The 19,327-nt window shown below is 67.2% G+C and carries 19 protein-coding genes; 5 read left to right on the forward strand and 14 right to left on the reverse strand.

From position 1 onward, the window contains the following. Positions 1–8 precede the first annotated feature (8 nt). Positions 9–932, reverse strand: coding sequence for a polysaccharide deacetylase family protein (locus J2X92_RS11045; RefSeq protein ID WP_307575654.1), 924 nt, complete (start codon positions 930–932; stop codon positions 9–11). Between the two features lie 10 nt (positions 933–942). Continuing rightward, positions 943–1,383: a nuclear transport factor 2 family protein gene (locus J2X92_RS11050; RefSeq protein ID WP_307575656.1), complete on the reverse strand. Its 441-nt coding sequence runs from the start codon at positions 1,381–1,383 to the stop codon at positions 943–945. A gap of 215 nt (positions 1,384–1,598) precedes the next feature. Here J2X92_RS11050 and gshB point away from each other — a divergent pair, with 215 nt between their 5' ends. After that, a complete protein-coding gene (gshB, locus tag J2X92_RS11055; protein WP_307575658.1) occupies positions 1,599–2,552 on the forward strand; it encodes a glutathione synthase in 954 nt (317 codons plus the stop codon). 20 nt (positions 2,553–2,572) lie between these two features. On the opposite strand, the gene J2X92_RS11060 is transcribed toward gshB, so the two are convergent. From J2X92_RS11060 to J2X92_RS11070, 3 genes are all read right to left on the reverse strand, one after another. Further along, positions 2,573–3,340 carry a class II glutamine amidotransferase gene (locus tag J2X92_RS11060; RefSeq protein WP_093020739.1) on the reverse strand — a complete coding sequence of 256 codons (768 nt, stop codon included), beginning with the start codon at positions 3,338–3,340 and terminating at the stop codon, positions 2,573–2,575. 50 nt (positions 3,341–3,390) lie between these two features. Beyond that, entirely contained in the window at positions 3,391–4,530 is a 1,140-nt protein-coding gene (locus tag J2X92_RS11065) for an ABC transporter substrate-binding protein (protein WP_307575660.1), read from the reverse strand. A gap of 79 nt (positions 4,531–4,609) precedes the next feature. Beyond that, positions 4,610–6,088 (reverse strand): MFS transporter, encoded by a 1,479-nt coding sequence (locus J2X92_RS11070; protein WP_307575662.1) that lies wholly within the window; start codon positions 6,086–6,088, stop codon positions 4,610–4,612. 127 nt (positions 6,089–6,215) lie between these two features. Here J2X92_RS11070 and J2X92_RS11075 point away from each other — a divergent pair, with 127 nt between their 5' ends. After that, a complete protein-coding gene (locus J2X92_RS11075) occupies positions 6,216–7,682 on the forward strand; it encodes a zinc-binding metallopeptidase family protein (protein ID WP_307575664.1) in 1,467 nt (488 codons plus the stop codon). Here J2X92_RS11075 and J2X92_RS11080 read toward each other — a convergent pair. The 6 genes from J2X92_RS11080 to J2X92_RS11105 all read right to left on the reverse strand — a co-directional run bounded on the left by J2X92_RS11080 (position 7,673) and on the right by J2X92_RS11105 (position 12,824). Beyond that, positions 7,673–7,918 carry a cysteine-rich CWC family protein gene (locus tag J2X92_RS11080; protein WP_307575667.1) on the reverse strand — a complete coding sequence of 82 codons (246 nt, stop codon included), beginning with the start codon at positions 7,916–7,918 and terminating at the stop codon, positions 7,673–7,675. The two genes, J2X92_RS11075 and J2X92_RS11080, sit on opposite strands and share 10 nt — an antisense overlap. Further along, the gene (locus tag J2X92_RS11085; RefSeq protein WP_307575668.1) at positions 7,918–9,174 is read right to left on the reverse strand and encodes a 6-phosphofructokinase; all 1,257 of its coding nucleotides are present in this window, start codon (positions 9,172–9,174) and stop codon (positions 7,918–7,920) included. Before J2X92_RS11085 ends, J2X92_RS11080 begins: the two co-directional genes overlap by 1 nt. A gap of 46 nt (positions 9,175–9,220) precedes the next feature. Further along, entirely contained in the window at positions 9,221–10,384 is a 1,164-nt protein-coding gene (locus J2X92_RS11090) for an acyl-CoA dehydrogenase family protein (RefSeq protein WP_307575669.1), read from the reverse strand. 4 nt (positions 10,385–10,388) lie between these two features. Then, positions 10,389–11,192, reverse strand: a complete 804-nt coding sequence (locus J2X92_RS11095) for an enoyl-CoA hydratase-related protein (RefSeq protein WP_307575671.1) — start codon at positions 11,190–11,192, stop codon at positions 10,389–10,391. Beyond that, positions 11,192–12,370: an acetyl-CoA C-acetyltransferase gene (locus tag J2X92_RS11100; protein ID WP_307575672.1), complete on the reverse strand. Its 1,179-nt coding sequence runs from the start codon at positions 12,368–12,370 to the stop codon at positions 11,192–11,194. Before J2X92_RS11100 ends, J2X92_RS11095 begins: the two co-directional genes overlap by 1 nt. A 130-nt stretch (positions 12,371–12,500) precedes the next feature. Next, complete coding sequence (locus tag J2X92_RS11105) at positions 12,501–12,824, reverse strand: DUF2917 domain-containing protein (protein WP_307575673.1); 324 nt, start codon at positions 12,822–12,824, stop codon at positions 12,501–12,503. A gap of 82 nt (positions 12,825–12,906) precedes the next feature. Between J2X92_RS11105 and J2X92_RS11110 the strand changes: the two genes are divergently transcribed. Further along, complete coding sequence (locus tag J2X92_RS11110; protein WP_307575674.1) at positions 12,907–13,833, forward strand: LysR substrate-binding domain-containing protein; 927 nt, start codon at positions 12,907–12,909, stop codon at positions 13,831–13,833. A gap of 46 nt (positions 13,834–13,879) precedes the next feature. Here the strand turns inward: J2X92_RS11110 and J2X92_RS11115 are convergent, their stop codons facing one another. Next, on the reverse strand, positions 13,880–14,452 hold the full coding sequence (locus J2X92_RS11115; protein WP_373424817.1) for a fasciclin domain-containing protein: 573 nt from the start codon (positions 14,450–14,452) through the stop codon (positions 13,880–13,882). Between the two features lie 400 nt (positions 14,453–14,852). On the opposite strand from J2X92_RS11115, the gene J2X92_RS11120 reads away from it, so the two are divergent. Further along, positions 14,853–15,080 (forward strand): hypothetical protein, encoded by a 228-nt coding sequence (locus J2X92_RS11120; protein WP_307575675.1) that lies wholly within the window; start codon positions 14,853–14,855, stop codon positions 15,078–15,080. Then, on the forward strand, positions 15,073–15,837 hold the full coding sequence (locus J2X92_RS11125; RefSeq protein WP_307575676.1) for a hypothetical protein: 765 nt from the start codon (positions 15,073–15,075) through the stop codon (positions 15,835–15,837). The genes J2X92_RS11120 and J2X92_RS11125 overlap by 8 nt, the downstream gene beginning before the upstream one ends. Here J2X92_RS11125 and J2X92_RS11130 read toward each other — a convergent pair. Together J2X92_RS11130 and J2X92_RS11135 are read right to left on the reverse strand one after the other, a co-directional pair. Beyond that, positions 15,834–17,138 (reverse strand): MFS transporter, encoded by a 1,305-nt coding sequence (locus J2X92_RS11130; RefSeq protein ID WP_373424818.1) that lies wholly within the window; start codon positions 17,136–17,138, stop codon positions 15,834–15,836. The two genes, J2X92_RS11125 and J2X92_RS11130, sit on opposite strands and share 4 nt — an antisense overlap. Beyond that, positions 17,108–19,282, reverse strand: a complete 2,175-nt coding sequence (locus J2X92_RS11135) for a malate synthase G (RefSeq protein WP_307575679.1) — start codon at positions 19,280–19,282, stop codon at positions 17,108–17,110. The genes J2X92_RS11130 and J2X92_RS11135 overlap by 31 nt, the downstream gene beginning before the upstream one ends. Between the last annotated feature and the right edge of the window lie 45 nt (positions 19,283–19,327).

Below are 19,327 nucleotides of genomic sequence, written 5' to 3' on the forward strand. Positions count from 1 at the left end.
GCGTCCGCTCAGCCGAAGTCCGCGGGCCGATCCGCCGCCAGCTGCTGCATGTGCAATGCAATCGCGCCCGGCGTGGTGACCCAGATCTCGCCCCGGTCGCGGGCACGTGCGATGTGCGCGAGCGCCGTGCGCAAATGGCGCAGCCGATAGGGCTGGCCCACGATGTAGGGATGCAGCGCAAGCCCCATCACCAGCGGCTGCGCGCGCGACTGCTCCCGCATCTCGTCGAAGTTGTCGACGATCATCGCGCTGAAATCCTTTGCATCCATCAGGCGGCCCACGATCATCGGAATGTCGTTGAGCTCCTGCGGATACGGCACCGACCATATCGAGCCGCCGCCCCGCGTGCGCATGCGCACCGGCTGATCGTCGTGGCACCAGTTGAGCGTGTAGCCGTAGCCGGTCTCGGCCAGCAGGTCGGGCGTGACCGCGCTTTCGGAGATCCACGGCGACAGCCATCCGGCGGGTGCCTGGCCGCTCTCCCGCTGCATGCGCTCGCGGCAGCGCAGCAGCAGCGCGCGTTCGTGCTCCTCATCCAACGTGCCCTGGCGTTCGGCGTTGCTGTGCCCATGGCCGATCAGTTCGTCGCCGCGAGCCACGCAAGCTTGCACCAGCTCCGGGCAGTGGTCGTACAGCGCGGTGTTGACGAGAGCGCCGGTAGGCAGTGCCAGCGCATCGAACAACTCGAGGCAGCGCCACGCGCCGACGCGGTTGCCATATTCGCGCCAGGCGTGGTTCAGTACGTCGGGCTCCGGCGAGGACGGACCGATGCGGGCGCCCAGCCCGTCGCCGAACGCGAAATGCTCGATGTTGAAGCCCAGGTACACGGCCAGCCGTGCGCCATTGGGCCACGCGTAGTCGGGCCGCCGCGTGATGGCGCTGTAGCCGAAGCGGCCGTGCGTGGGAAGCAGGTCGGGCCAGAGTTCCGTCATGCGCCGCGCCTCACAGGACAGCGAGTCCGGCGCGCACCAGCAGCCATTCGGCGCTGTCGTTCCATACGTCCATCTGCACGATGAGTCCGTGCCGCACCACGTAGCGGTCTACATAGCGGTTGCCCTCGAAGGCGGTGCCGTCGGGCCACGCGCCGTACAGCGTGCCAAGGCTGTAGACCACCGTTTCGTCGGGCGTGCCGCCCGCCACCACCTCGGTGCGCTCGATCTTCTTCTTCACCCAGGCGTAGCGCTTCGCGTTGAAGGCCGAGGTGTCGCCCGGTGCATGCATTTCGCGGTTGCCCGTGAAGCGGATGCGGATGCCGGGCGCGGTAAATCGCGAGGCCGACTGGGGATCCGGAATCATCACCAGGCGAAGGAATTCGTCGACCACCTCGGCCGGCGTGGCAGGGAGGGGCGATGCGGGCGCATCAGGCGAAGCGGGCGTGTCCATGGGTTCTCCGGAGATGGCCACGCAGCGCATGGCAAAAGGATGAGGGTGCCAAAGCAAATCTTGCGCCGAATCGCTTCGGCGGTCCGGTCCCGGCGTCCCCGGCACAATGGCCGATGGCGCGCAAAGGCCTCCGCCGGCAAGGGCATCGCCGCTTCCGGCAACATCGCGCCAGACAGCAACATGGCGGCCACACCCGGCGCCGGAAAGACTCCCAGATGAAAAACATTCTCTTCGTCGCCGATCCGCTCGACCACTTCAAGATCTACAAGGACACCACGTTCTCGATGATGCGCGAGGCGCAGCGCCGCGGCCACCGCATCGCGGCCTGCCTGCCGGAAGACCTGCAGTGGGTGTCGGGCGGCATGGTGACGGCCAACGTGCAGCAGATCACGCTCACCGGAGACAGCAAGGTCTGGTATCGCGAGGACATCCGCGAATCGAAGGCGCTGAAAGACTTTGACGCGGTGCTGATGCGCAAGGACCCACCGTTCGACGCCGAGTACATCTACGCCACCCACCTGCTCGAGCAGGCCGAGCGCGAAGGCGCGCGCGTGATCAACAAGCCGCGCGCATTGCGCGACCACCCCGAGAAGCTCGCGATCATGGAGTTTCCGCAGTTCACCACGCCCACGCTGGTCACGCGCAGCGCGCAGGCCGTGCGCGACTTCCATGCCGAACACGGCGACATCATTCTGAAGCCGCTCGACGGCATGGGCGGCATGGGCATCTTCCGCGTCCGGCAGGACGGGCTGAACCTCGGCTCCATCGTCGAAACGCTCAACAAGAACGGCGCCGAAACCATCATGGTGCAGCGCTTCGTGCCGGACATCGTTCAGGGCGACAAGCGCATTCTCATCATCGCGGGCGAGCCGGCGCCCTTCGTTCTGGCGCGCATTCCGCAGGGCTCGGAGGTGCGCGGCAACCTGGCGGCCGGCGGCAAGGGCGTGGCGCAGCCGCTCACGCCGCGCAACCGCGAAATTGCCGAAATCGTGGGACGGACCCTCGCGCCCCGCGGCCTGCTCCTGATCGGCCTCGATGTGATCGGCGACTCGGTGACCGAGATCAACGTGACCAGCCCGACCTGCTTCCAGGAGATCACCGAGCAGACCGGCTTCGACGTACCGGCGATGTTCATCGACGCGCTGGAGGCGCAGCTGGCCGGCGCCTGAGGCCGGCCGGGGGCCCCGGCTCAGAACGGCGCCAGCTGTCCGTCCACGAACACGTGCAGTTCGCCGGGCGCGAACGCGGTCCAGTGCTCGTTGGTGGTGAGCGGCGCGGTCACCACCACCGCCACCCGGTCGTTGGGCGTGGTGTGCTTGGCAAAGTCGATCTCCAGGTCTTCGTCCGACAGCTGCGCGGTGACGAAGGGGTGGCGGCGCTCCACGTACCAGAGGTTCGTCGAGGCGTGGGCCCAGAGCGCCTGGCCGTTCGACAGCATGAAGTTGAAGGTGCCGTGGCCCGCAAGCTGCGGCGCGAGTTCACGCAGCGTGAGCGTGAGTTCCTCGATGCTCGGAACGCCCGCGTGCGACTTGGCCAGTTCCTGCATCAGCCAGCAGAAGGCGTGTTCGCTGTCGGTGTTGCCCACCGGGTGGAAGTTGCCGTGCAGTCGTGGCCTGAAGTCCTTCAGGTCGCCATTGTGGGCAAACACCCAGTAGCGGCCCCACAGCTCGCGCACGAAAGGGTGGCAGTTCTGCAGGTTGATGGCGCCCTGCGTTGCCTTGCGGATGTGCGCAATGACGTTGCGGCTCTGGATCGGGTAGCGCCGGATCAGCTCGGCCACCGGCGACTCGCTCGCCGGCATGTGGTCCACGAAGTGGCGCAGCCCCCTGTCCTCGAAGAACGCGATGCCCCAGCCGTCGGCGTGGTGGTCGGTGCGGCCCCCACGCTGGGCGAAGCCCGTAAAGCTGAAGGTCACGTCCGTGGGCGTGTTGCAGTTCATTCCAAGCAGTTGGCACATGGCGCTATTAAAGCGCGTGTGCCAGCTGCCCGGCGAACCCGCCCGCCCGTTCAGCGCACGAATCGGCCTTCGGGCGTGACGCGGACCATTTCGATGAAGCGTGAGCCGGTGGAGGCGCCGGTCGAAAAGTCGATGTCCATGCCGGCCAGGCGCAGCTTGAGTGCACGCAGCGTTGCGTGCAGGCGCGCGCGCGTCAGGTCGCGCCCGGTGCGCTTGAGCGCCTCGATCATCACCAGGCCGTTCAGGTAGCCCTCGAAGCTGCCGTAGCCCACCGGCACCTGCGCGCGCTCGGCCAGGCGACGGTAGTCGCGGGTCACCATTTCGACTTCTCCCCACGGATAGGGCATGACCTGCGAGATGGCCAGCCCGCTGGCCTGCAGTTGCACCACCTTGGCCGTGACCTCGCCCGGCACGACCGACATGCCATAGAACATCGGCTTGCTGCCGGCCTCGTAGGTGGCCTTGATCACCTCGCCGGCCACCGTGCCGGCCAGGTACATCAGCACGGCCTGCGGACGGCCTTCCGCCAGGGCCTTGCCTCCGGCGGCGGAGGTCGAGCCATCGCCCTTGACCGAGACTGTGGCCGTGGGCACGAGCTTGTGGGTGGACATGGCCGCCTCGATCAGCTTCACCGCCTCGATGCCGCCGGGATTGTCCAGATGGGCAATCGCGATCTTGGTCACGCCGATGGTGACCAGGTGCTCGACCAGCGCCTGCGCTTCGCGTGCGTTGCTTGCGCGCACGAAGTAGGCCGAGCCGTTCACGCTGGCACGTGCGCTGTCGCCCACGCCGTAGCCGCCGACGCTGGGCGCGCCGCTTTGCTGCAGCAGCTTGGATGCGGCGGCCGTGGTACCCGAGCCCACGCAGCCGAAGAAAGCGAACACCTTGTGGTCGTTCAGCAGCTTGCCGTAGTTCTCCAGCGCCTTGTCGGGCTTCAGCTCATCGTCCAGCGCGATCAGCTTGATCTTGCGTCCGCCCACGCCGCCTTGTTCGTTGATGGCGTCGAAAGCCAGCGCCGCGCCGTTGTGCACCACCTTGATCTGCGAGCCGAGCGGGCCGCTCAGGACGGCCGAGCTACCGAGCAGGATCTCGCTGTCGCTCACGCCCGCTTCGGCGGCCTGCGCGGATGACAGACGAGCCAGGCCCGCGGCGAAAACCGCCGTGGAGGCGACGAAACTTCTGCGTTGCATGACTAGCCCATCCCATCATTAACTAACAATATTAACAATTAGAAACGATGGATGCTTAGGTACTACATTGGGAGTTACCCTAGCTGTTTGGTCGGCGCAACTGCCACGCCGCGCATATGGCGAGCGCGCACAGCGCGGCCAGCATCAGGAACACCTCGTCGAAAGCCGCCAGGCGCGCCGGGCTGCTCGCGGCATTCGCGAGGGAATCGCCATGCGCTGCCAGGCGCCACTCGAGCACGATGGCGCACAGGCTCACGCCGGCCGCGCCGCCCAGCATGCGCAGGAAGTTGATCGCGCTGGCGCCCTGCGGAATCAGCGGCTTGGCCAGCGGCCGCATCGAGCCGAGGTTGAGCGAAGGCAGGATGAAGCCCAGTCCGATGCGGCCGATGATGGCAAATGCCACCAGCAGCCACAGCGCGCTGTCGAGCCTGAGCACCATCATCAGCGCGAAGGAGGCCGCCAGCAGCGCCAGGCCGATGCTCACCAGCACCCAGGTCGGCTGCCGGTCGGCCAGCCGGCCCACGCCAGCGATGGTCACGGCCAGCACAATGCCCGCCGGCAGCAGGATGGTGCCCACGTGCGAGGCCGACAGCTTCAGCCCGACCTGCATGTACACGGGCAAGAGGTAGGTCGAGCCGAACAGCGCCGTTCCGTAGATGAAGGCGACCACGCTCCCCATGGCGAATTGGCGGTACTGGAAGAGCCCCAGGTTCATCAGCGGTTCGCCGCCGCCGGCCGCGATCCGGCGCTGCCACCAGATGAAGCCGGCAAACGCCAGCACCGCGCCCGCAAGCAGCAGTCCGGCCTGCAGCGGCGAATCGCCCCGCAGCTCCACGAGGCCGTTCAGCAGGCAAAGGGTGCCAACGGTGCCCAGCGCCAGGCCGCGCCAGTCCAGCCCGCTGCCCCGCGTGGCGGCCACGCCGCCGGGCGCCGTGGTGGGCACGAACTTGTAGGCCAGCCAGAGCGAGGCCAGGCAGAACGGCACCACCATGAAGAAGATCGAGCGCCAGCCGAACAGGTCGACCAGCACGCCGCCGATGCTCGGGCCGAGGGCCGGCGCCAGCACTACGCCCATGCCGAAGATGCCGCTGGCACGCCCTTGCTCATGCGGCTCGAAGGCGCGCAGGATGATGATGGCCGGAATGGGCTGCACCACGCCGGCCGCCAGCCCTTCGGCCACGCGCGCCAGCAGCACCAGCGAGAAGTCGTTCGCCACGCCACCCGCAATGCCGCCCACGAGCAGCAGCGCCATGGTGCCCGCGTAGGTGCGCCGGTAGCCGTAGCGCGACAGCAGCCACGGCGTGGTCAGCATGGAGACGGTCATCGCCACCATGAAGCCTGAGCTCACCCATTGCGCGCGCTCCTGACCCAGCGAAAAGTGATGGCTCATGCCCGGGATCGCCACGTTGACGATGGTCGAGGACATGATCGACGCCATCACCCCCACCATCACCGAGAGCAGCAGGTACCAGCGGTAGCGCGGGCCGTAGCGCTCGCGCATCGTTCCAAGGGTAGGCAGGGCCGGCGGTGCGGCTTCGGGCGGGGGATTGGGGGTCATGAAGCGGCGGCCCGGCCTGGATGCGGGTCCGTCGTCCTACAAGCATATCGGTCTTTGCGCGGCGAGGCATGCGCCCGGGCGCCTCACAATGCATGCGCTGTCACGCCCTGCCCCTCGGAACAACGACATGAACATTCAATCCGGCGCTCCAGCCGACGCTGCCGGTCCGGTCGCGGCGCCCAATCTTGCGTCCGAGCTCGCTGCGCCGACCGTCAGCCGCGCCTACCGCTGCCAGTGCGGTCGTCCGGTGTTTCTGCGCAACAGCCAGTGCCTGGCTTGCGGCACGCCGCTCGGGTACGTGATCGACCGCCTTGGCGTGGTGCCGCTGGCGCCGGTTCGCGGCGAGGCCGAATCCAAGGGTGAAGGCGAAGGAGACGCCGAAGCGAAGATCGACGGAGAAGGCGCAGGCGCAAGCGAGGGCGAGTGCGAGGGCGAGAGCCAAGACGCGGAGCCTGACACCTTCACCGTGTTCGGCAACCCGGATGGCAAACGGTACCGGCGCTGTGCCAACCTCCTGACCGCCGCCAGCTGCAACTGGATGGTGCCGGCGCCGCGCGAAGGCGACGACCCGTCGTTCAACACCGACGGCCTGGTGCCCGGCTACTGCCTGTCCTGCAGCGTCACGCGCACCATTCCGGACCTGTCGTTGGAAAGGAACGGCGAACTCTGGCGCAAGCTCGAGCATGCCAAGCGCAGGTTGATTTCCCAGCTGCTGGCGCTCGGGCTGCCCGTCGTCGGCCGCCGCGCCGATCCGGAAAATGGCCTGGCTTTCGACTTTCTCGGCAACATGCCGGGCGCCCCGCACGTGATGACGGGACATGAACACGGCGTGATCACCCTCAATGCCGAGGAGGCCGAGGATGCGGTGCGTGAACGCATCCGGGCCGAAATGCGCGAGCCCTACCGCACACTGCTCGGCCATTTTCGCCACGAGATCGGCCACTACTACTGGGATCTGCTGGTGCAGCCCACGCCCTGGCTCGATGAGTTCCGCGCGCTCTTCGGCGACGAGCGCGCCGATTACACCGCCGCGCTGCAGAGGCACTACGAACAGGGCCCTCCGCCCGATTGGCCCAACCGTTTCGTGAGCAGCTACGCGAGCATGCACCCGTGGGAAGACTGGGCCGAGACCTGGGCCCACTACCTGCACATGGCCGACACCACCGACACGGCCATGAGCTTTGGCGTGGACGCTACGAACGTGGAGCTTGCGAGCGACTTGTTCACCACCGAAGACCTGTGGCAGCCTGAGCACCCGGGCGCGACCAAGTTCCTGGATTTTCTCAACGGCTGGGTGCTGCTCACCAACGTGCTCAACGAACTCTCGCGCAGCATGGGGCAGCCCGACTATTACCCCTTCGTGCTGCCGCGCGCGGCCGTGGGCAAGCTCCAGTTCATTCATTGCGTGGTCACGCAGCAGCGCGACACCACGTTGTCGGCCGCGGCTGCGCCGGACGTGCCGCTGCCGCCGCAAACCGGACCTGCCGCATCCGCGCCTGGTCCGGCCTCCGTGGCTGCTCCTGCGCCGGCACCTGCACCGGCGCCTGCGCAGTCACAGGCGCAGTGCCAGCAGCAGAGCAGTCCTCAGTCCTGAGGCGCGGCCGCTGCTGCAGGCGTTCCCGCGGCGCAGCGGTTGCAGATGCAGGCCTTGCCGCGCGATGCCTCCGGCAGCGACGCGAGCGGCGCTTTGCGAAAGTCCGTTGCCATGCACCAGCAGGGCGGTTGCGCCTCGCCGGTTTCGCGCGCCACCTCCATTGCGCAGCGGTTCTCTTCGCCGCACAGCGGACAGCGCGTGGCGTCGATCGTGTCCAAGGCGGATGCAGTAGCCATCAGGCGAGCTCGAAAGCCGGCAGCTTCTTTGCCACCGCCACATTGCGCAAGGTGGCGTACACCGGCAGCCCGTTTCGGTAGGCAGGGTAGTCCTCGCCCTCGATCAGCGGCAGCAGGTAGAGCCTGCACTTGTCGGTGATGCCCCAGCCGTCCTCCGAGATGAAGTCGCGCGGCATCGGCTTCTCGACGTTGGCGACCGCATCGAGCGGCGCGCTGCCGATTCGGTAGGCATATGGCACATCGGAGGTGCGTTCGATGGTCGGCATCACGGCGTTGCGGCCTTCCAGCGCGAGCTCGACCGCGCGCTGGCCCAGCTCGTAGGCCTGCTTCACATCGGTGGCCGAGGCAATGTGCCGCGCCGCGCGCTGCAGGTAGTCGGCCACGGCCCAGTGGAACTTGTGGCCCAGCGCGTCCTTGACCATCTGCGCCACCACCGGCGCGGCGCCGCCAAGCTGCGCATGGCCGAACGCGTCGCGCGTGCCCTGCTCGGCCAGGAAGGTGCCATCGGGGTAATGGCAGCCTTCGGACACCACCACCGAGCAGTAGCCGTGCTGCTTCACCAGCTCATCCACGCGCGCCAGAAAGCGCGCCTTGTCGAATTCGATCTCGGGGAACAGCACCACCACCGGAATGCCGTGGTCCGCCGCCAGACCGCCCGCCGCGGCGATCCAGCCCGCATGCCGCCCCATCACCTCGAGCACGAACACCTTGGTGGAGGTGGCCGCCATCGAGCGCACGTCGAACGAGGCTTCGAGCGTGGACACCGCCACGTACTTGGCCACCGAGCCGAAGCCGGGGCAGCAGTCGGTCAGCGGCAGGTCGTTGTCGATGGTCTTGGGCACGTGGATGGCTTGCAGCGGATAGCCGAGCGACTGTGACAGCTGGCTCACCTTGAAGCAGGTATCGGCCGAATCGCCGCCGCCGTTGTAGAAGAAGTAGCCGATGCCGTGCGCCTTGAACACCTCGATGAGCCGCTCATATTCGCGCCGGTTCTTTTCGAGCGACTTGAGCTTGTAGCGGCATGAGCCGAAGGCGCCCGCGGGCGTGGTCCGCAGTGCCGCAATGGCCTCGGCCGGCTCGGCGCCGGTGTCGATCAGGTCTTCGGTCAGCGCGCCGATGATGCCGTTGCGCCCGGCATAGAGCTGGCCGATGCGGTCCGGGTGTTTTCGTGCCGTCTCGATCACGCCGCAGGCCGACGCGTTGATGACCGAGGTGACGCCGCCAGACTGGGCGTAGAAGGCGTTGAGGATGGGCATGCGGCCATTCTCCCGCAGCCTCAAGTCAGACGCCAGTGGTCCTGTTTCAGCGCCCGCCGAGCCCCATCGAGCGCGTGATCACTTCCTTCATGATCTCGTTCGTGCCGCCATAGATGCGCTGCACCCGCGCATCGGCGTACGCACGCGTGATGGGGTACTCCCACATGAAGCCGTAGCCGCCGTGCAGCTGCACGCATTCGTCCATCACCTTGCACTGCAGGTCGGTGGTCCAGTACTTGGCCATGCTGGCAGTGGCGGTATCGAGCTTTTCGGCCATCAACAGCTCGATGCACTTGTCGACGAACACCTGCGCCACCTGCACCTCGGTCTGCAGCTCGGCCAGCGTGTAGCGCGTGTTCTGGTAGTTGCCCACCGGCTGGCCGAACACCTTGCGGTCCTTCACATAGGCCACGGTCTGGTCGATGGCGGCCTGCGATGCGGCCACCGCGCTGATGGCAATCTGCAGCCGCTCCCACGGCAACTGCTCCATCAGGCAGATGAAGCCGCGGTTCAGCTGCGCGGCATCGCCGAGCAGCGCATCGGCGGACAGATGCACGTCGTTGAAGAACAGCTCGGAGGTGTCCTGCGCCTTCAGTCCCAGCTTCTTCAGGCGCTTCCCCTTTTCGAAGCCCGCCATGCCGCGCTCGACCAGGAACAGGCTGGTGCCTTTCGCGCCGGCGGCTGGGTCGGTCTTGGCCACCACGATCACCAGGTCGGCATGCCAGCCGTTGGTGATGAAGGTTTTGCTGCCATTGAGCAGGTAGCTGCCGTCCGCCTGCTGGATGGCACTGGTCTTGACCGCCTGCAGGTCGCTGCCCGCGCCGGGCTCGCTCATCGCAATGGCGCCGACCATCTCGCCGTTCGCGAGCTTGGGCAGGTAGCGCTGCTTCTGTGCCTCGGTGCCATAGCGCAGGATGTACGGCGCCACGATCTCGCTGTGCAGCCCGAAGCCGATACCTGTGAAGCCGCGCGCCCAAAGCTCCTCGAACTGGATCACCGAATACAGCAGGTCGGCGTCCGCGCCGCCATATTCTTCGGGGAGCGCCATACACAGAAAGCCGTTCTCGCCCGCCTTGGACCATACGGCGCGATCCACGTAGCCCTGTTCTTCCCATGCCTCATGGAAGGGCGCGATCTCCTTGTCCATGAAGCGGCGGAAGCTGTCGCGAAAGGCCTCGTGATCGGCGCTGAAGAGCGTGCGTTCGATCATGGCCTCAGCGCCCCGGAAACGTTGGCGGGCGCTTTTGCAAAAAGGCGCTCACGCCTTCGCGGAAGGTGGGACGGTCGATCAGCTCGCGCTGGCGTTCGCTTTCGTAATGCAGCTGTTCCTTGAGCGTGTGGCGCTCCGAGGCTTCGAAGGCTTCGCGCGCCTCGACAACCGCATGCGCCGGTAGGCGTGCGAGCCGCTGTGCGATGGCGCGTGCTTCCTCCAGCAGCTGTTCGTCGTCGGCGCAGGCCCAGATCAGGCCCCACTGCACCGCCCGCGCGGCACTCAGGCGCTCGTCGAGCAGCGCCATGCCCATTGCGCGCGCCTTGCCCGCGCGGCGCGGAATGGCCCAGGTGCAGCCAAGGTCCGGAACGATGCCGAGCTTGGGCAAAAAGGACAGGTAGAAGTAGGCGCTGCGCGCGGCAATCGTCACGTCGGCCGCAAGCGCCAGGCCTACCCCCGCGCCGGCTGCGGCGCCGTTGACTGCGGCCACCACCGGCACGGGTAGCGTGCGCAGCGTCTCGATCAGCGGATTGCTCAGCGATTGCATCCATTCGGCCGTCTGGTCGCCGAGGGACTTGCCTTCGTCCCCGGGCGCCATCGCGCTCAGGTCGGCGCCGACGCAAAAGGCCTTGCCGGCGCCGGTCAGGATCACGGCGCGCACCGCGCGGTCGTCGCGGATGCGCTCCAGCGTGTCGCGCAGTTCGATCTGCAGTTCGCGGGCGATCGGATTCAGCTTCGCCGGCAGGTTCAGCGTAAGCGTGGCGACGCCGTCGGCCAGCTCGTAGAGCACATAAGGCTGCGTGTCCATCAGAGCCTTTCCACGATGGTGACGTTGGCCATGCCGCCGCCTTCGCACATCGTCTGCAGCCCGTAGCGTTTGCCGCGCCGACCCAGCGCGTGGATCAGCGTGGTCATGAGCTTGGTGCCCGAGGCGCCCAGCGGATGGCCGAGCGCAATGGCGCCGCCGTTCACGTTGAGCCGCGCCGGGTCGGCCTCCAGCGCTTCCAGCCACGCAATCGGAATGGGTGCGAAGGCTTCGTTCACTTCATAGAGGTCGATGTCCTGGATGCGCATGCCGGCCTTTTTCAGCGCATGCAGCGTGGCGGGCAGCGGTGCTTCCAGCATGATCACCGGGTCGTGCCCCAGCACGCTCATGTGGTGGATGCGCGCGAGCGGCTTCACGCCCAGCGCCTTCAGGCCGTGTTCGTTCACCACCAGCACGCCGCTCGCGCCGTCGCAGATCTGGCTCGCGGTGGCCGCGGTGCAGCGTCCGCCCTCGGCGATCAGCTTGACGCCCGCAATGCCTTCGAGGGTGGCGTCGAAGCGGATGCCTTCGTCCAGCGCGTGTCGTTCGCCGGTGCCCCTGCCGTCGGCCGAGAGAATTTCGATCGGCACGATCTCATCGTCGAAGGCCCCCTCGCGGGTCGCGGTGATCGCGCGGCGGTGGCTTTCGAGCGCATAGCGGTCGAGCGCTTCTTTCTCGATGCCGTAGTTCTTGGCGATCATCTCGGCGCCGATGAACTGGCTGAACTCCACGCCCGGGTAGCGCCTCTTCATGCCCGGGCTCATGTAAGTGCCCAGGCCCGCCTTGGCCGGCAGCGCGTTGGGCGTGAACATCGGCACGCGCGTCATGCTTTCGACGCCGCCAGCAATCACCGCGTCCATGCTGCCCGACATGACCGCCTGCGCCGCGAAGTGCAGCGCCTGCTGCGACGAGCCGCATTGCCGGTCGACCGAAGTCCCCGGCACCGATTCGGGCAGCGTCGACGCCAGCACCGCATTGCGCGCGACGTTGGTCGCCTGCTCGCCCACCTGGCTCACGCAGCCGAGGATCACGTCTTCGACCGCCGCCGGGTCGATGCCGCTCTTTGCCACCAATGCGTCGATCACCTGCGCCGCCAGGTCGGCCGGGTGCCAGCCCGCGAGCTTGCCGCCGCGCCGGCCGCCGGCGGTGCGCGCCGCGGCCACGATGTATGCCTCTGCCATGGTCATGTCCTTCTCGATAAGAAAACAACGGGAGACGGACGCCCGACGCAAAAAAGCCGCCCCTCTGGAGGGCGGCATTCGGTGCTTGGAAAGTCCATGGCATCGAGGTTCGATGCCGAGGACCCGTAGGTCAAGCCGGGGACAACCCGAGAGGCCGCAGTCGCCAAGGCGACGCGCGGCGTGCAGCCGCAGGCAGCGGCATGGCCGCCGGCTGCGCATCCGAGACGCTGATGCACGAAGCCTCCAGCGCGGAGACCAGCACGCGCCGGTGTTCGTTGCCTACGAAGCGCTCGCCCGGCGCGAGCACGATGTCGCGCGGGTCGCGGTCGAGCGTGACCCAGACCGAGCCGCTGCGGCATTCGATGCCCACGCCCGCGCCATCGGGCACGGCAAAGATGGAACGGGTCGGCAGGCTGACGTGGAAACGCGAAGAAGGATTCGGGTGGGTGCTCATGGCAAGCTCCATTGCATTCGTGGTACGAATGAATATAGTGAGTTGATCTATTACTTACACGCGGTCATTCGGAACTCATTGCATGCATCCAGAGAATGCGAGAGCCCCTGCTGGCGAACTTCCGCCGCTCGAACTGCTGCGCAGTTTCGAGGCCGCGGCGCGCCGGCTCAGCTTCACGCTGGCGGCCGGCGAACTGCACCTCACCCAATCGGCGGTGAGCCGGCAGATCCAGCAGCTCGAGGCCAGCCTGGGCGTGCTGCTGTTCGAGCGTCGCCACCGTGCGCTGGCGCTCACCGAGGCCGGCGGCGTCATGCAGCGGGCCGTGACCGACAGCCTGGAACGCCTGCGCGATGCCACGGCGCGGGTGCGCGCGAGCTCCGCGCCGCGGCAGGTGGCGATCACCAGCACGCCGGGCTTCGCATCGTTCTGGCTCATTCCGAGACTGGCGCGCTTTACCGGCAGCCACCCGCAGGTCGACGTGCGGGTGTCGGCCACGCTCGACGTGCTCGACCTGGAGAGCAGCCGCATCGACCTTGCGGTGCGCTTCGTGCCGATCGGCCGCGGCATCGGCCCGGCGCTGTTCGAGGAGTCGGTGATTCCGCTGTGTTCGCCGCAACTCGCCGCCTCGCTGCGCGAGCCGTCCGATTTTTCGAAGCTCACCTTGCTGACCGTGGAATACGCCGACCATGGTGAGGCCCCCACCGTCGATTGGGAGCCCTGGCTCCGCGTGATGGGGCTCGACCACCTGCGCATGAAGAGCACGCTGCGCTTCACCCTTTACACCGATGCGGTGGCCGCCGCGGTGGCGGGGCAGGGCGTGGTGATCGGCCGGCTGCCGCTGCTGCGTGATCTGGTGCAGGCGGGCCGGCTGGTCGCGCCGCTCGGCGAAGGCGTGGCCTCGCATCGCGGCTATTTCATCGAAACTTCGCGGCGCGCCGCGGGCAACCGCGACGCGCTGGAATTCGCGCAGTGGCTGCGCGACGAAGCCGAGGCGGCGCAGCGAAGCTGAAGAGACCGCCGCGAGACGAGAGGAGAGGAGAGGAGAGGAGAGGGGATCAGCCCGGCTGCAGCACTTTGTCGACCACGTGGATCACGCCGTTCGACTGGTAGACATTGGCGATGGTCACCGTGGCCATGCCGCCCTTGGCACCGCTCAACATCACGTTGCTGCCGCTCATCGTGGCAATGAGCGTGCCGCCGCTCGCGGTCTTCAGCGTGGCCTTGCCGCCGCCCGCCTTGATGGCGCTCATGAGCGCGGCGCCGTCCATCTTGCCGGGCACCACGTGGTAGGTCAGCACCTTGGAGAGCGTCGGTTTGTTCTCGGGCTTGAGCAGGGTGTCGACCGTGCCGGCCGGCAGTGCCGAGAAGGCCGCGTTCGTCGGCGCGAACACCGTGAACGGGCCGGGGCTCTTGAGCGTGCCCACGAGGCCCGCCGCTTTCACCGCGGCCACCAGCGTGGTGTGGTCCTTTGAATTCACGGCGTTGTCGACGATGTCCTTTGTTGGAAGCATCGCGGCGCCGCCCACCATGGGGTTGGCCGCTGTGGCGCTGCTGCCGCTCATGCCCATGCCGCCCGCGCAAGCGCCGAGCACAACCGAAACGCCGATGGCAATCACGAGTTTTTTCATTGAAAGGCTCCTGGTAAAAATATTCCTGAAAGACCTCTGCGGCGACCGCCGACAGCTCGGAAGCGCGGCGCGCTCCAGAGCAATACGGGGCAATTGCGCATTTGGATTCGCCCTCGAAGCCGCGTCGGCTTTGCGCCACAGCGATTCACGCGCCGCTTGCGCACAGCGCGCGTGCTCGCCAGAATCCGCCCTTCGTTTTTCAGCAACAGTTTTTCCATCCGCGCCCGGCGACGATCAACCTCCCGGGCGGCAACTCCATTCAATGAACCGTTTTCTGAACACCTGACCCGCACACCGACCGCCCCGGCCGGATGTGCATCCATGCATCCGCCCGAGGCCCATCGACAAAGGCCCCGCGCAGCCATTCGCCGGGGCTTTTTTGTTTTTGGAGTGTGCGCACATGAGTGCTCAACGAAAGGCCCGCGACGATCGGAAGCGCCTGGGCCGGTTTTACTTTTCGGTGCCGAATGCGGCGCCGCGCAATCCCGTGGTGGCCGCGATGGCGCGCCGCGAGTCGAGCCAGGGCGCAGGCCGCCATCTGCGAACGCACCGCGCGGAGCGGCGGGCGCAGAAGGTGGCGCTGCAAAAGGCTGCGCGCAGCCTGCAGGGGAGGGGCAGCGATGCGTGACGACATGGACAAGGTCATCGTCGAGCGGCCGCGCCGCGGCGGGGGTGTGCAGGGCGATGGACGCAAGTGGCGCAACAGCAGGGAACGTGGTTCGCACCTGGGCATGACGCAGGGCTATGCCCATCCCAAGGGCTTCAACGAGAACCTTGCGCCGCTGAAGCGCTGGCTGCACAAGCAGGTGCACCGGCCGTGGGACAAGGTGTATGCGGAACTGTGCAGCGGCATCGATCGGCGCAGCACGGTGCAGGCGCACATCTTCCTGCACATCGACGATTTCGTTGAACGCGAGGCCGTGCTGCGGGACGGCGAAGTGTGGGTCAGCGAATCCTGGTGGAGGAGCGGCGGCGACCGCGTGCCATTGCGCGATGCCGCACATGTCGAGCTGTTCGTGCACCCGGCAACCGGCATCCTGCTGCCCAACCGGCTGCGGCGCAAAGGCCGGCAGCAGGAGGCCGCGAAGCGCAAGCAGGCCGTGGCCGATCGCCTCGTGATCGATGCGTTCACCGAGTGGCACCGGGTCGATGGCTGCTGGTTCGAGGTGCGGCTGGCGCCCTTTCCCGAGGCCCAGGGCGACAGCGCGAAGCAGGACAAGCGCTTCGACGTGATGCGCGGCTGCCTCGTGACGCGCAGCGGTGCATGCCACGTCATGCCAGGGATGTCGAACCGCCCAGTGACCTATGCGCGATCCTTCGTCTATGCGGTGGCCAAGCGCCAGCTGAGCCGCCGCGAAGTGCGCACGCGGCTCGGCGATGGCTAACGGTGGTCGACGCCGCGCGGCGAGCCCGCATCCGATGCGCGCGGCATCACCCTGAACGCGAGGGTTCCCGCCGCCAGCATGCCGGCGATTGTGAGGAACACCGCGCGGTAAGTCTCAATGCCGTTCGCCACGGCCCACGATGCGGCCACGCCGGTCGTCCATTGCATGAGCGAGACGCCGAGGAACATCGCCATGTTGAGCAGCGCCATGGCGCGCCCGGTCATGGCCGCCGGATAGGCGCTCCGGGCATACGCGTACTGCAGTACGCCATAGCCGGAGAGAAGGCCATAGACGATCGGCAGGCCGATGTCCACCGCGCGCGAATGCGTGAGCGCCATCGCGCCGAACATCAGCGCGCCGGTGGCGGCGCAGGCCATCATCCAGCGCGCGCGCCGGGCGGCGCCCGGGTCCATGCGGCCGAACAGCGCCGGGCTGATCATGCCGGTGATCGTCATGACCAGCGCCACGTTGCCGCTCGCGACGAGCGACAGGCCGTGGCGCTCGTGCAGCACCGGCCCGAGCCACAGGCCGCGCAGCGTGATGAAGGCGGCATACGACACGCAGGCGAAGCAGAGCAACCCCAGCGTGTGCGGCATCGCGAACAGCGGCAGCAGTTCGCGCACGGCCTTGCGCAACGACTGGCGTTCGGCCGGAGCAGCCTTCGGGTCCGCGGCCTCCTCCGTGCGCGACGGTTCGCGCACGCGCCAGAAGATCACGAGCCAAGAGAGCACGGCGAAGCCAGCCAGCACCGCGTAGCCGGCGCGCCATGAGGCGGCTTCGATCAGCAGCGCCAGCGGCGTGCCCGTGAAGAGGATGCCCAGACCGGCCAGGCTCAACACCAGCCCCGACATCGCCGTGAAGCGCGAGGCATCGAAATGCCGCGCGATGAACACGGTGCAGGCAAGGAAAGCGGGTGCGCAGCCGACGCCGATCAGCGCCTGCCCCAGCAGCAGCGCGCCGAAGCTCGGCGCCGCCGCACACAACGCGGCACCCGCAATGGCCAGCGGAAAGGCGGTCAGCACCGTGCGGCGCACGCCGAAGAGGTCGATCGAGACACCCATCGCGAGCTGCATGACGCCGAACATGAAATGGAACGTGCCCGCCCAGGTTCCGAGCTGCTGCGGCGTCAGGCCGAACTGGCCGCTGAGCGGCGTGGCCATCATCGCGCCGACGGTGCGGAAGGCCTGGCTCAGGGCAAAGGCCGAAGCCAGTGCCACGAGCATCGCGGCCGCCGAAACAGAACGGCGCGGCGGGGTGCCGAGGTTGCCGGTCAGGCTTCGCCCTTGACCTTCAAACGCCATGCATGCAGCAGCGGCTCGGTGTAGCCGCTCGGCTGCTCGATGCCCTTGAACACCAGGTCTTGCGCCGCCTTGTACGCAGCCGAGGTGTCGAAGTTGCCGGCCATCGGCTGGTAGACCGGATCGCCCGCGTTCTGCTCGTCGACCACCTTGGCCATGCGCTGGAAGGTCTCGTCGACCTGCGCCTTGGTCACCACGCCGTGCAGCAGCCAGTTCGCGATGTGCTGGCTGGAGATGCGCAGCGTGGCGCGGTCTTCCATCAGGCCCACGTTGTGGATGTCGGGCACCTTGGAGCAGCCCACGCCCTGGTCGATCCAGCGCACCACGTAGCCGAGGATGCCCTGCACGTTGTTGTCGATCTCCTGCTGCTTCTCGGCGTCGGTCCAGTTGGCTTGCGCTGCGATGGGCACCTGAAGCAGCGCGTTCAGGATGTTGTCGCGTTCCGCATCGGCGTCGATCTTCTCGAGCTCTTGCTGCACGGCCGTGACGCTCACCTGGTGGTAGTGCAGCGCATGCAGCGTGGCGGCGGTGGGCGACGGCACCCAGGCGGTGTTGGCGCCGGCCTTGGGATGGCCAATCTTCTGCTCCAGCATCGCGGCCATGAGGTCGGGCATGGCCCACATGCCCTTGCCGATCTGCGCCTTGCCGCGCAGCCCGCACGAGAGGCCGACCAGCACGTTGTTCTTTTCATAGGCGCCGATCCACGCGCTCGACTTCATGTCGCCCTTGCGGATCATCGGGCCACCATGCATGGCGGTGTGCATCTCGTCGCCGGTGCGGTCGAGGAAACCGGTGTTGATGAAGGCCACGCGCGCGGCGGCCTCGGCGATGCAGGCCTTCAGGTTCACGCTGGTGCGGCGCTCCTCGTCCATGATGCCGAGCTTCACGGTGTTGGCCGGCAGTCCGAGCAGTTGCTCGACGCGGCCGAACAGCTCGCTGGCAAAAGCCACTTCGGCCGGACCGTGCATCTTGGGCTTGACGATGTAGATGCTGCCGGTGCGCGAGTTGCCCTTGCGCTTCAGGTCGATCATCGCGATGGTGGTGGTCACCACGGCATCGAGAATGCCTTCGGGAATTTCCTTGCCGTCCGCATACAGCACGGCCGGGTTGGTCATCAGGTGGCCCACGTTGCGCAGGAACATGAGCGAGCGGCCGTGCAGCTTCACGGGCTGGCCGTTGGCGCCGGTGTATTCGCGGTCGGGGTTGAGGCCGCGCGTGAAGGTCTTGCCGCCCTTGGCGACTTCTTCGGTGAGCGTGCCTTGCACGATGCCGAGCCAGTTTGAATACGCGATGACCTTGTCGGCTGCATCGACCACGGCCACCGAGTCTTCGAGGTCGAGAATGGTCGAGAGCGCGGATTCGAGCACCACGTCGCTGATGCCGGCCGCATCGCCCTTGCCGATGGGCGTGCTTCGGTCGATGCGGATGTCCAGGTGAATACCGTTGTGCTTCAGCAGCACCGACGACGGCGATGCCGCATCGCCTTGGTAGCCTACGAAGGCAGAGGGATCGCGCAGCGTGGTGCCGCTGCTTTGCAGCGCGACGTGCAGTTGGCCGTCCTTCACGCTGTAGCCGGTCGCCATCTTGTGCGAACCGTTTTCGAGCGGCGCGGCCTGGTCGAGCACGTTGCGCGCAAACTCGATGACCTTGGCGCCGCGCACAGGGTTGTAGCCCTTGCCCTTTTCGGCGCCATCGGTTTCGGGAATGGCGTCGGTTCCATAGAGCGCGTCGTACAGCGAGCCCCAGCGCGCGTTGGCGGCGTTGAGCGCGTAGCGGGCGTTCAAGATAGGCACCACCAGCTGCGGGCCGGCCTGCAAGGCGAGCTCGGAGTCGACGTTGGCGGTGGTGGCCTTCGCGCCCTTGGGCTGCGGCAGCAGGTAGCCGATCTTCTCGAGGAACGCGCGGTAGGCCGGCATGTCGCTGATGGGCCCGGGGTTCTTCTTGTGCCAGGCGTCGATCTCGGTCTGCAGGCGATCGCGTTCGGCCAGCAAAGCGATGTTTTTCGGCGCGAGGTCGTGCACGATGGCGTCGAAGCCCTTCCAGAAGGAGTCGCTCGCCACGCCGCTGGCAGGCAGGACCTTGTCTTCGATGAAGCGGTGGAGCTCGGTCGCAACCTGAAGTCGGTGGGCGGTGGTGCGGGCGGTCATGTTTTTTCTCCTGGAGAACGGTGCAATGCGGATGCTGGATGAGAA

It is taken from the genome of Variovorax paradoxus (assembly GCF_030811855.1).
Lineage (GTDB): Bacteria > Pseudomonadota > Gammaproteobacteria > Burkholderiales > Burkholderiaceae_C > Variovorax > Variovorax paradoxus_L.

Coding starts and splice junctions, on each gene's coding strand:
- J2X92_RS11130 (WP_373424818.1), bottom strand. CDS start 17,138: ATGGCGTTTGAAGGTCAAGGGCGAAGCCTGACCGGCAACCTCGGCACC.
- J2X92_RS11100 (WP_307575672.1), bottom strand. CDS start 12,370: ATGGCAGAGGCATACATCGTGGCCGCGGCGCGCACCGCCGGCGGCCGG.
- J2X92_RS11060 (WP_093020739.1), bottom strand. CDS start 3,340: ATGTGCCAACTGCTTGGAATGAACTGCAACACGCCCACGGACGTGACC.
- J2X92_RS11125 (WP_307575676.1), top strand. CDS start 15,073: ATGCGTGACGACATGGACAAGGTCATCGTCGAGCGGCCGCGCCGCGGC.
- J2X92_RS11085 (WP_307575668.1), bottom strand. CDS start 9,174: ATGCCCATCCTCAACGCCTTCTACGCCCAGTCTGGCGGCGTCACCTCG.
- J2X92_RS11120 (WP_307575675.1), top strand. CDS start 14,853: ATGAGTGCTCAACGAAAGGCCCGCGACGATCGGAAGCGCCTGGGCCGG.
- J2X92_RS11095 (WP_307575671.1), bottom strand. CDS start 11,192: ATGGACACGCAGCCTTATGTGCTCTACGAGCTGGCCGACGGCGTCGCC.
- J2X92_RS11070 (WP_307575662.1), bottom strand. CDS start 6,088: ATGACCCCCAATCCCCCGCCCGAAGCCGCACCGCCGGCCCTGCCTACC.
- J2X92_RS11135 (WP_307575679.1), bottom strand. CDS start 19,282: ATGACCGCCCGCACCACCGCCCACCGACTTCAGGTTGCGACCGAGCTC.
- J2X92_RS11045 (WP_307575654.1), bottom strand. CDS start 932: ATGACGGAACTCTGGCCCGACCTGCTTCCCACGCACGGCCGCTTCGGC.
- J2X92_RS11050 (WP_307575656.1), bottom strand. CDS start 1,383: ATGGACACGCCCGCTTCGCCTGATGCGCCCGCATCGCCCCTCCCTGCC.
- J2X92_RS11090 (WP_307575669.1), bottom strand. CDS start 10,384: ATGATCGAACGCACGCTCTTCAGCGCCGATCACGAGGCCTTTCGCGAC.
- J2X92_RS11115 (WP_373424817.1), bottom strand. CDS start 14,452: ATGAAAAAACTCGTGATTGCCATCGGCGTTTCGGTTGTGCTCGGCGCT.
- J2X92_RS11075 (WP_307575664.1), top strand. CDS start 6,216: ATGAACATTCAATCCGGCGCTCCAGCCGACGCTGCCGGTCCGGTCGCG.
- gshB (WP_307575658.1), top strand. CDS start 1,599: ATGAAAAACATTCTCTTCGTCGCCGATCCGCTCGACCACTTCAAGATC.
- J2X92_RS11080 (WP_307575667.1), bottom strand. CDS start 7,918: ATGGCTACTGCATCCGCCTTGGACACGATCGACGCCACGCGCTGTCCG.
- J2X92_RS11110 (WP_307575674.1), top strand. CDS start 12,907: ATGCATCCAGAGAATGCGAGAGCCCCTGCTGGCGAACTTCCGCCGCTC.
- J2X92_RS11065 (WP_307575660.1), bottom strand. CDS start 4,530: ATGCAACGCAGAAGTTTCGTCGCCTCCACGGCGGTTTTCGCCGCGGGC.
- J2X92_RS11105 (WP_307575673.1), bottom strand. CDS start 12,824: ATGAGCACCCACCCGAATCCTTCTTCGCGTTTCCACGTCAGCCTGCCG.